Raw genomic sequence first — 10,802 nt, 5'->3', positions numbered from 1 at the left:
CTCATTCCACCTGTTTTAAAATATTCTCATTAAAAAACTCATCCAGTGTTTCGGGAGACACGGAACAGAATTTGTCATCCACGGTAACACAAACACCCTGCTGGCATTTGCCCATGCAGAATGTTCCGCCGAGCTCCACCTTATCGCCGATATTGTGTTTGCGTATCAGATACTGCAGCCCTTCAACCACCTGGCGAGAGCCTTTTATGTGGCATGAAGAACCAATGCATATTGTAACTTTCATATATCCTGTCCCCTCATTCATAATCTACGACATTAATCCATGAACATAAGAATTCCCGCTCTTTGGCATTGCCTTTGGCTAACTGGGAGGCTGCCACTATAGGCATCCACTTTTGCACATATTCCTTTTCGGTATTGCTTTTCGCGCAAAACAGCTCGAGATATTTATTGGCACCGTCAATATCGCCATTCAGCCAGAATAAAAGATAAGTCCTTGCAGCGTCGGCGGAGGCGTTGCCCTGGGTCGCATGAGCCCAGTCCAGGATATACGGCGTACCGTCCTCGGTAATGACGATATTGGACGGGTTAAAATCACCGTGGCAAACTTTGTTGTGTTTTGGCATTGCCTCCAGCCGGGTTTGCAGATCATAACGCACGGTAGCCGGGAGATCGGTTTCGTTGATTTTATGGCTCAATTTGTCCTTAAGTTTATTTAATCCCGGACAGACTTTACTGTGCATTTCAAGCTGCAGATCAACAAACAAATTCAAATACTCATCTTTCCTGTCAGGATTTTCTTCCATTAACCGCGCCAACGTTTTCCCTTTAATGTATTGCGAAACAATTGTCCAATTCCCGTCGATAACCGTAACTTCAAGAATTCTGGGAATATTAAGCCCGGTCTCTTCAACGCGCGCCTGATTCAGTGCTTCGTTCAGCACATCGGCTTTCGAATAGGTTTCGTCAAACACTTTAAGAACGCGTTCTCCATCACGGTAGACTGTTTTATTGTTTCTTACCGCAATGATACGATCTGCATTCATAAACACTGCCTCCGCCTCATGCTCTCTTCGCTCCGACTCTGGCTCTCAGATACGCCTTTTTAACTTTGTTTTCATCCTCTGTCCCGGCGATATCCGCTTCATTTGGCTTTTCTTCATCGACAAAATGTTTTTTGCCGTAATAAGCATTCAGATACATTTGCCTTATTTCGCTCATCAGCGGATATCGCGGATTGGTACCGGTGCACTGGTCGTCGAATGCCTGTTCAACCATCTCGTCGAGGCGTTCCAGGAATTCCTTCTCATTTATGCCATACTCTTTGATTGATGACTTGATCCCCACCCTTGCCTTCAGATCATTAATGGCTTTAATGAGATTTTCCAGCTTTTCATGATCGTTTTCGCCGCCGAGATTAAGCGCCTCAGCAATTTCGGCATAACGTCTTAAAGCGTGCGGGTATCCGTATTGCGGGAAAGTTCCCATTTTGGCCGGTGCTTCCGAAGCGTTGAAACGGATTACTTCTTCTATCATAAGCGCGTTGGCAATACCATGAGGCAAATGATAAAAAGCGCCCAGCTTATGTGCCATGGAATGGCAAACACCAAGGAAAGCATTTGCAAACGCCATACCTGCAATGGTGGCGGCATTAGCCATTTTTTCACGTGCTTCCACATCGGTCTGACCGTTATCATAGGCGCGGGGCAGGTATTTAAAAATCATCTGCAGAGCCTGTTTCGCCAGTCCGTCGGTAAAATCAGTGGCCATAAGAGAAACGTACGCCTCAAGCGCATGGGTGAGGGCATCTATACCTGCTGCGGCGGTAAGGCCCTTGGGAGCACTCATGTGAAAATCCACATCTATAATTGCCATGTCGGGGAGCAACTCGTAGTCTGCGAGGGGATATTTTACTCCACTCTTTTCGTCGGTGATAACCGCAAAAGGAGTTACTTCGGATCCGGTACCCGCAGAAGTCGGTATTGCAACAAAATACGCCTTTTCTCCCATTTTCGGAAATGTATAAACCCTTTTCCTGATATCCATAAAACGCATAGCCATGTCCATGAAATCAACTTCGGGATGCTCATACATTACCCACATGATTTTCGCGGCGTCCATCGCAGATCCGCCACCGAAGGCAATAATGGTATCGGGCTGGAAGGCTCTCATCTGCTCAGCTCCCGCTTTTGCGCAGGAAAGCGTCGGATCGGGTAAAACATCAAAAAACGTTGTATGTTCAATGCCCAGTTCGTCAAGTCTGTCGGTAATGGGCTTTGTGTAACCATTGTGATAGAGGAAGCTGTCGGTAACTATAAAAGCGCGTTTCTTACCCATGACGTATTTCAACTCATTAAGGGCTACCGGCAAACATCCCTTTTTGATGTATATTTTTTCGGGAGCGCGGAACCACAGCATATTTTCCCTTCTTTCAACAACCGTTTTGATATTAAGCAGGTGTTTTACCCCAACATTTTCGGAAACCGAATTTCCGCCCCAGGAACCACAGCCAAGAGTTAACGACGGCGCAAGCTTAAAGTTGTAAATGTCGCCGATAGCTCCCTGAGAAGACGGAGTATTCACAAGTATACGGCAGGTCTTCAAACGCGAAGCGAATTCGTCAATTTTAGCCTGTTCGGTGGTTACATCCAAATAAATTGCTGCGGTATGACCGTAACCTCCGTTGGCAACCAAACGTTCGGCTTTCTCAAAAGCGTCATGAATATCCTCAGCTTTATACATCGCAAGGACAGGTGACAGCTTTTCATGGGCAAATTCTTCCGACGGGTCTGTGCTGTCAACTTCTCCGATGAGGATTTTTGTGCCTACAGGCACTTTCACACCGGCAAGTTCGGCAATTTTGTATGCCGGCTGACCAACAATCTGGGCATTTAACGCGCCGTTGACAAAAATCGTCTTGCGTACCTTTTCAATTTCATCTTCTTTAAGGAAATAGCATCCACGGGCCGCAAATTCAGCTTTTACAGCGTCATAAACATTCTTGTGAACAATTACCGATTGTTCTGATGCGCAAATCATACCATTATCAAACGTTTTGGAATGAATAATGGAGTTCACGGCAAGGACAACGTCGGCGCTTTCATCAATAACGGCCGGAGTATTGCCAGGCCCGACACCGATAGCCGGTTTCCCGGAGGAATAAGCCGCCTTCACCATACCGGGACCACCTGTGGCAAGGATAATGTCTGCTTCTTTCATAAGCAGATTGGTCAACTCAATGTTCGGCACATCAATCCAGTCAATAATCCCTTCCGGAGCCCCCGCGGCAACGGCAGCATCCAATACGATTTTTGCCGCAGCGATGGTGCATTTTTTAGCTCTCGGATGTGGGCTGATAATAACGGCATTGCGTGTTTTCAGCGCGATCAGGGTTTTAAAAATTGCCGTGGAAGTAGGGTTAGTGGTAGGAATAACAGCGGCAATCACACCGACAGGCTCGGCAATTTTTTTGATACCGTATGCCTTATCTTCTTCCAAAACCCCGCAGGTTCTTACGTTCTTATACGTATTGTAAACATATTCGGCGGCATAGTGGTTTTTTATAACTTTATCTTCCACAACGCCCATACCGGTTTCTTCCACCGCCATTTTCGCCAGCGGAATTCTTGCCTGGTTTGCGGCAGTGGCAGCAGCCTTAAAAATTTCATCCACCTGTTCCTGGGAATAGGTTGAAAATTTCCTTTGCGCTTCCCTTACCCGGGCAATGACTTTCTTTAACGCGTCCACACTGTCTACAATCTTTCTTTCTTTGTTTTCCATATTCCTACCTCCAGTTTAATTTCCAATTTTTAAACAATGTAATTTTTTTAACAAATTTATATCTGTTATAATTTTAACAAACTTATTTTTGACTGGATATTGCCTTTTTTTCAATTCAATATTGCATTTTTTTAAACCTCGTTACTTTTACGGAATATATGGAAACCTTAGATACTTTGCGGAATAAAAAAACCGCCTTTCCGCGGTCAAAATTTACTTCTCAGGATTTTTACTTTTCAGGCTTCACTTCTGTTAAACACTCTCCGTTTTGCCTTCACCAGTTCTTCGATAAACATCTTGTCCAAATCAGAGAGTTTATAATCTTTCCGGTGTATCAGCACGTCCTTGAATTTCCGCTTATTATCGGCACATGTACGTTCCACAAGTCCGTAACGATCAAGCAAATCCTGCGGGGTCGGGGAAACCCACATATAGGTGTTAGGGTTTTTTGACAGCAGTTCAAACTGACTACACCGTTCGAACACAAAAATCCGGCAGCCCTCATGCTCCGGAAATTCCTCCCTTTTAACAGCCGACAGGGGAAGAGGCGGCACATACGGATCGCCATGGGCAATTTCACAATATGATTTCAAACTATCAAATGTTATTCTATCCAGTCTGGAAAGAGGACAATCTCTGCTCATAAGCAAAACATAGCTGAACTCCACAATAAGCTCGCTTGAAAGTTCCTTTTCATCCAGCAAAGCTTTATAATAGCTGTCATACTGCTCGTTATAACGGAGAATACCCAATTTACAATCTTCTTTCAGTATGCTGTTTATCACCCGGTATGCATTTGTTTCTTTATAAAAAATTTCAGTTTCCGATTTGGGATCTATTCTTTTTGAAAACTCTGCAAAAGCATCGGCAATATAACTGGCCCAGGGAACCGAAATGGAAAACTGCCTTTTTGCCGTTATTCCTTCTTTAAATATTGTTTCAATATCGTCAATTTGTTTCAGAATTTTCTTTGCATAACTGATAAAAAGTTCCCCCTCGGGCGTTAAAAACATTCCCCTGGCACTACGCTCAAACAGTGTCACCCCAAGAGTATTTTCAAGCTCTTTAATCGCGCGGCTCAGTGCCGGTGCGCCGACAAACAGCTCTTCCGCCGCTTTATTGATGGATCTTGCTTCAGCCACCGCCAATGCATATTTCATATGTAGAAGCTTCATATACAAAAGCCCTCTCTTTTTTCTGTTTGATACATAATTTTAAAACAGGTTCAGTAAAAACTCAATTCATGCTTATACAAAAAGTACCAGGAATATTTCACCGGATGATTTTAGAGCTTTGTTTCGGGAGTATCCGTTTTATTATAAATTTCATGTTTGTGACCATGGGCCGGTCCATCAGGATACTTATAAAGTATGTCAATTCAGAATCGGATTACATCCTCCCGGCATATATCCATATATACCCGCTGCATTGATGTATCTGTTATAAAAACGGCCCCGGCGCGCTGAACCACCGGAGCCGATCTGTATTTATACCTTCCATGCCTTTATTCTCTATACTTTAAGTTTTGCAACCAACTGCTTCAACCCTTCCGCAATTCCGGCCAAATTCTCCCCAAAATCGGCTATTTCCTGAATTACGGCAGATTGTTCTTCCATAGAGGCAGATGCCTGTTCCGTTCCGGCTGCATTTTCTTCAGAAATTGCCGACAGACTTTCAATTAACTCTATGATTTTGTTTTTATGTTCCGTCATGGCCTCGGATGAATCATTAAGATTATCAATTATGGATTTTATGACATCTATTGCTTCTGCAATTCCACCGAACTTATCTTCGGTCTGTTTTACACTTTCATTTTGTGCGTCAAAGATATGCTTGACTTCATTCATTGTCTCAACCGCTGACTGGGACTTATTCCTGATTTCATTAATTACCGCACTTATAGCGCTGGTAAAACTGTTTGTTTGTTCTGCCAATTTTCTGATTTCGTCAGCAACGACGCCAAAACCTCTGCCGGCCTCCCCTGCCCTTGCCGCCTCTATTGCGGCATTCAGAGCCAGAAGGTTTGTCTGATCAGCAATACTCTTAATCATTGCGCTGGCTTCTTCAATTTTCTCAGCACTTTCATTACTGCTTACTATAACCTGATAAATTTCATTTATGGCTTCGTTACTCTTTTCAGTCTTTTCAACAAGTGCTCTGAGAATTTCATTACCGTCCTCTTTCTGTTTCTCAATTTTCGCTGCGGCGCCATTAAGTTCCTGAATATATTTCACATCCTGCTCAAGCAAATTACCCAACTCTCCTATGTTGTCCGCTATGTTCTCGATGTCTTTTGCCTGCTGTACCGCGCCTTTTGCAATTTCCTCAACCGTTTTTGCAACCTCTTCCGATGTATTAGCCGCCATCTTTGTCCTTTCGGACAACTCTTCGGTCATACCTGCAATGTTCTTTGAGTTCTCAGAAATTGTATTAACAATATGTTTCAGTTCTTCAAGAACGTTATTATAATAGCTGCCCATTTTTCCTATTTCATCTTTGGTCCTTACTTCAACCGGCCGGGTAAAGTCGCCCTTTGCTATAAACCCAAGGTTGTCGACAAACTGTTTGATGCGTTTGGTAAAAGAAGCACTGTAATAAGTTATGAATGCAGATGCTAATACAATGGCTCCTATGGTAATCAAAATTACCCCTTTAACACTCTCCTTTACAGATGAGAACAGTTCTTCGTTCGGAGCCATTACAACCAGTTTCCAGCCGGTGTCTTTAAGTGTTAAATAATATGCTTTAAAATCTTTTCCGTCGAATTTGACATACTCCGAGCCTTTGTCATTGCCCATTATCTTATCTGCCACTGGGCCAAAATTCCCGTCGTCTTTAATATTTTGATTAATAACCTTGTCAGAGTCTTTGTGGGCAATGAATTGCCCGTTTGAATCAAGCAGAAACGCAAAACCGCTTTTTTCCAACTTCACTTCAGAGACAATTTTTTGTATTGTTGTCAAATCATAGTCAGCGGATACAACCCCAACTATGCCTCTCTCCATATTAATTGGTACGGCTGTGGTTATCATTGTAATTCCCAATGTTTCGTCATAATACGGCGCTGTCCACGCTACTCCGTTTCCGGCATTCACACCGGCGATATACCATTCCTTATTATGATAGTCATATCCTTCTGTTTCATATTCCTCCGTATATGCCAGCGAATCACCGTCCTTGTAAACATACGGTCCAAAGTACTTTGTATTATTATCATACGCGTACTTTTCAAGCCACAACCCGGACCCCAGTGTATTGGCGTTTAAAGAAACCATTTTCTCAATAATCGCTTTGTAGTCGGCTTTTGTCAACTTATTTCCCTGCGCTTTGTACACCGAAGCTATTGCTTCTGCGATTCGTCTGTGGGATGTGAATTCGCGTTCAATAGATTCATTTATTTTTTTCAAGGGATGTATCTATTCTTTCTTCTATTTGCCGCTCCAGCCCTTTTTTCGACTCAAAAACCGAGACCGACGAGACCAACAGCGTTGCCACCAGTTAATGGGAATAAACGCAATTAACATCTTCGTTCTGATGCTCATTGAAATCATTCCCTTCAAATTGATTCGACATTGTACGTCTGTTAAACTGTTGAAATTGCTTATCTATGAACTATTTGTATTTATCTTATATGAGAAAAACTTTAAGGTCAATAGAAATAAGGCAAATTTTGATAAATATCTTTGTTATTCGACAGATTACGATAGTCTTATCAAAATTTTTGTCTAATATGCACGATAAAACCAGCAGCCGGATTCCAATATCGTCTTATAAAGGGAATAAATGCCATTTTTACGAAATGAAAAAAATCACCCATTAAAAAACAGGCCGCACTGTCCTGCTTTATTGATGAAAAATATACAAAATCAAAAGATACTAATTTATCTTATTAAGTTGTAATTTTATGCCATCTTGTTAAAATATATATACATATAATGTTAAAAATGGAATGTATTATTTGTTTATATATTAAAACTCTATATGAAAGAAGGCGTTGGCTTGACGAAGCTTGTTTGTTTTTTAAAAAAAATTCTACGTTACGTTGAAATTGTTATTGTCGGCTTATTATGCATTCTACTGACTGTTAATATCTTTAAGGGTGTTAATAAATCCCTGCTTGTAGTATTGGTTTATTCTCTTTTTTATGCAGCAAGCCTCGTTACAATATATTTTCTCAGGGAGAAGTTTTTTGACGGAAACGTGGTAAAACGGTTTATATTTATTTTATCAGTATCGGTATTTATCCGCTTTTTGGCTGTTTATTTCTTAGGATTGACACCACAGGGCGATTATGCGATTTACCTTTCCGTTGCAAGGAAAATTAAAAACGGAAATCTCGACAATAAATTATATTTTGGCATATTTCCCCATGCCCTTAACTACCCTATTTTTATTTCATTGTTTTACAGGCTGTTAGGCGAAAGAACGTGGTTACCGAGGATCATAAATTTGATTTTCGGTACTTTTGAGGCAGCCTTTGGAACATATATTATGGAAAAATGCACGAACCCTCGAATTGGCATGATCGGAGGTCTGGCGATAGCATTAAATCCTTCGATTATTACATTTACTTTATTGTCCGGTGGCGAACCGATATATGCGTCAATCATCATAACCGCCGTTTTCTTTTTAACCGTGGGGTTCAACAGCAAAAAGCAACATTTCTGGATTGTTGCCGCCGGAATCACCTGCGCGGTAGCAAACTTTTTCAGGCCGACGGGCATTATATTAATCATCGCCTCTATACTTGTAATATTTCTTTACAGTAAAGTAAAGATAACAATAAAAATTAAGCAGCCATTATTGCTGGTATTTTCTTTTGCGGTGATTGTTTGGGCTACGGGTTTTGTTACATCTTCGGTAAGCGGATACACAAAGCCTTCATACAGCTTCGGATGGAATTTATTTATCGGGGCAAACGAACAGACACAAGGGAGGTGGAACGAAAAAGACGCAGAATTGTTTGACGAGGTGAAAAATAATTTGGGCGACCCGTCTGAAATCCAAAAGCACTTTTTCAAATTAGGCGTTGAACGGTATAAAAATATGGGAATGCGTGTAATTCCGCACTTCAGAAAGAAATTGGGTGTTTGGTTTGACGAAAGTTATGTTTCAAGAGTTATAACAGAATGGTAAACACAATACACAAGATTTAAGTCCGGCGATTTGCAACAAACCTATTCTTTAATAATAAATCTTTATAACATTTTAATTATGTCAGGAGCCATTGCCGCACTGCTTTTCTTATCATTGGAAGAAAAGCCTCCGCTGATACTCAAGATAATTTCTTTTTATATGATCGGTTCAATAATGCTTTTTATGGTGATTGAAACCGCCGCCCGCTATAAAGGAGCTTACTATTCCGTACTTACAATATTGGCAGTATACGGTTACTGCAAAACCGGCGGTTTTATAAAAAAACGCTTAAGCCGGAATAATCAGTAAAGGCGAAAAACCCATATGTAAAAATGTTCTCACGTACGCGGAAGGGAAATTACTATAACTGTGAAAAATCAAAAGCGCGTAAAAACCTTCGTACTCAGCATCACCGGAGCCGGAAACCGGATATTTCCATTGGCTTCGTACCGGAACAAAATCTGCCGGTCAATACAACATCGTTTACCGACTCCGGACAGGCTTTTAAATGACGGAACAGCTAAATACTTATTCTTGCAGAAACCAGCAAGCTTTGTAAGCACAAAAACTCCTTATTTCACGCACTCCAGAACATTTTTGTTAAAGAACTCTTCTACTGTATCGTGGGGCACGGAGCAGACTTTGTCATCCACCGCCACACAAACACCTTTTAGGCATTCGCCCATACAGAAAGTTCCTGCAAGTTCAACCTTATCCTCAAGATTATATCTGCGAATTAGACGCCTGAATTCCTCTACCACCTGGCGAGAACCCTTAATGTGGCATGATGAACCAATACATACCGTAATTTTCATATTCCTTTTCTCCTTGTTCATAATCTTCATTATGAGTCCAGGAATGAAAATTTCTCTTCCCGGATATTCTCACAAGCCAACAGGCAAACATGTTTCCATATATTTATAGTCTAAAAATATATCCTTATAACTTAGACTGTTATAATTTTAACAAACTTCTGTCTATCTGTGTAGAGTTTTTTCAATTTGGAATTAAAATTTTTAAGACGCTCAATTTTTTTACTAAAGAATTCCCTTAAAGACATGGTTTTTGCATTGACAAGCTGACTATGAAAAAGAAAACAAATAAAAACACTGTATATATCGTCCATCAAACGCTTTTTTCGGATTTTACGTTTAATAAAAAAAGACAAGAGAAGCGTTCGTTCCCTTGTCTTTTTTGACTACCGAATTGTCAACATAGGCTTATCACTTTTTGTGAATGATTTTATAAGGCCGTATACCAGACTATCCTCTTCTATCCCGGGCAAATGCAGTACATCTATTACTTCAATCACCATATTGACGCTTGCGCTATTGATTAATATCGCGGAATTGTTTAAGGTATAATCTATGTTTAAAAACTTGTCCACTTCATCGGAATGATTATTCCCTAAAATGTTTACAACATTCTCCTGCTGAGTACTCAACACACTCACACCGATAATATCACCCTTTGAAATGTTTTTTCCGGTGACACTTTGAGCGCCAATAAGCATCACAATTTTGTCGTAATCAACCTGAGTCGCCCACGAACAAATCATTCCGTATTTACGGCCGTTTTTCTGAAAACAAACAGCATTGGCACCATAGTTGAAAGCTCTGAACTCCGCCATTTTTATAACTTCCTTTCATTGTTCTGTTTAGGGCACTTTAATCCCTGAAAATATTAGGGAAGTTGTAAAATAAAATGCCGTAATATATAGAAAACTCATGGTAATCCATTGTAAAATGTTTAATAACCAAAGAAAAACATTAGCAAAGGAGTGGTACCGTCAAGAATTTTTCGCAAATTCATAACCCGCTTGGTAGTCATCACCTAGCCAGCAGTTACCTGTGAATCAGTCATGACATCCAGGGCCTCAAGATGTATCATGCTCATATAGCGCTTGGTACCCCAATCCTTACTTG

Annotated in this window: 9 protein-coding genes; 2 read left to right on the top strand and 7 right to left on the bottom strand. The window is 41.0% G+C overall.

Annotated features, from left to right (window positions below):
- Window position 1: 1 nt before the first annotated feature.
- From F3H12_RS09665 to F3H12_RS09645, 5 genes are all read right to left on the bottom strand, one after another.
- A complete protein-coding gene (locus F3H12_RS09665; RefSeq protein WP_015359539.1) occupies window positions 2–244 on the bottom strand; it encodes a (2Fe-2S) ferredoxin domain-containing protein in 243 nt (80 codons plus the stop codon).
- A 13-nt stretch (window positions 245–257) separates the two neighbouring features.
- Window positions 258–1,007: a phosphotransferase family protein gene (locus F3H12_RS09660; RefSeq protein ID WP_015359540.1), complete on the bottom strand. Its 750-nt coding sequence runs from the start codon at window positions 1,005–1,007 to the stop codon at window positions 258–260.
- Window positions 1,008–1,023: 16 nt separating this feature from the next.
- On the bottom strand, window positions 1,024–3,741 hold the full coding sequence (gene adhE, locus F3H12_RS09655) for a bifunctional acetaldehyde-CoA/alcohol dehydrogenase (RefSeq protein WP_065821378.1): 2,718 nt from the start codon (window positions 3,739–3,741) through the stop codon (window positions 1,024–1,026).
- Window positions 3,742–3,977: 236 nt separating this feature from the next.
- Window positions 3,978–4,901, bottom strand: a complete 924-nt coding sequence (locus F3H12_RS09650) for a LysR family transcriptional regulator (protein WP_243133255.1) — start codon at window positions 4,899–4,901, stop codon at window positions 3,978–3,980.
- 351 nt (window positions 4,902–5,252) lie between these two features.
- Window positions 5,253–7,148, bottom strand: coding sequence for a methyl-accepting chemotaxis protein (locus tag F3H12_RS09645; RefSeq protein ID WP_243133254.1), 1,896 nt, complete (start codon window positions 7,146–7,148; stop codon window positions 5,253–5,255).
- 592 nt (window positions 7,149–7,740) lie between these two features.
- Here F3H12_RS09645 and F3H12_RS09640 point away from each other — a divergent pair.
- Window positions 7,741–8,877, top strand: a complete 1,137-nt coding sequence (locus F3H12_RS09640; protein WP_243133253.1) for an ArnT family glycosyltransferase — start codon at window positions 7,741–7,743, stop codon at window positions 8,875–8,877.
- A 78-nt stretch (window positions 8,878–8,955) separates the two neighbouring features.
- On the top strand, window positions 8,956–9,186 hold the full coding sequence (locus F3H12_RS13500) for a hypothetical protein (protein WP_243133252.1): 231 nt from the start codon (window positions 8,956–8,958) through the stop codon (window positions 9,184–9,186).
- Between the two features lie 263 nt (window positions 9,187–9,449).
- Here F3H12_RS13500 and F3H12_RS09635 read toward each other — a convergent pair whose 3' ends face one another.
- Window positions 9,450–9,713, bottom strand: coding sequence for a (2Fe-2S) ferredoxin domain-containing protein (locus tag F3H12_RS09635; RefSeq protein WP_149679132.1), 264 nt, complete (start codon window positions 9,711–9,713; stop codon window positions 9,450–9,452).
- Window positions 9,714–10,075: 362 nt separating this feature from the next.
- Entirely contained in the window at window positions 10,076–10,507 is a 432-nt protein-coding gene (locus F3H12_RS09630; protein WP_015359546.1) for a flavin reductase, read from the bottom strand.
- Between the last annotated feature and the right edge of the window lie 295 nt (window positions 10,508–10,802).

The organism is Thermoclostridium caenicola (genome assembly GCF_900142095.1).
Taxonomy (GTDB): domain Bacteria; phylum Bacillota; class Clostridia; order DSM-8532; family DSM-8532; genus Thermoclostridium_A; species Thermoclostridium_A caenicola.
Note: the sequence above shows the minus strand (reverse complement) of the source record. Positions and strands in the feature narration are given on the sequence as shown.

Coding starts and splice junctions, on each gene's coding strand:
- F3H12_RS09665 (WP_015359539.1), bottom strand. CDS start 244: ATGAAAGTTACAATATGCATTGGTTCTTCATGCCACATAAAAGGCTCT.
- F3H12_RS09660 (WP_015359540.1), bottom strand. CDS start 1,007: ATGAATGCAGATCGTATCATTGCGGTAAGAAACAATAAAACAGTCTAC.
- adhE (WP_065821378.1), bottom strand. CDS start 3,741: ATGGAAAACAAAGAAAGAAAGATTGTAGACAGTGTGGACGCGTTAAAG.
- F3H12_RS09650 (WP_243133255.1), bottom strand. CDS start 4,901: ATGAAATATGCATTGGCGGTGGCTGAAGCAAGATCCATCAATAAAGCG.
- F3H12_RS13500 (WP_243133252.1), top strand. CDS start 8,956: ATGTCAGGAGCCATTGCCGCACTGCTTTTCTTATCATTGGAAGAAAAG.
- F3H12_RS09635 (WP_149679132.1), bottom strand. CDS start 9,713: ATGAACAAGGAGAAAAGGAATATGAAAATTACGGTATGTATTGGTTCA.
- F3H12_RS09630 (WP_015359546.1), bottom strand. CDS start 10,507: ATGGCGGAGTTCAGAGCTTTCAACTATGGTGCCAATGCTGTTTGTTTT.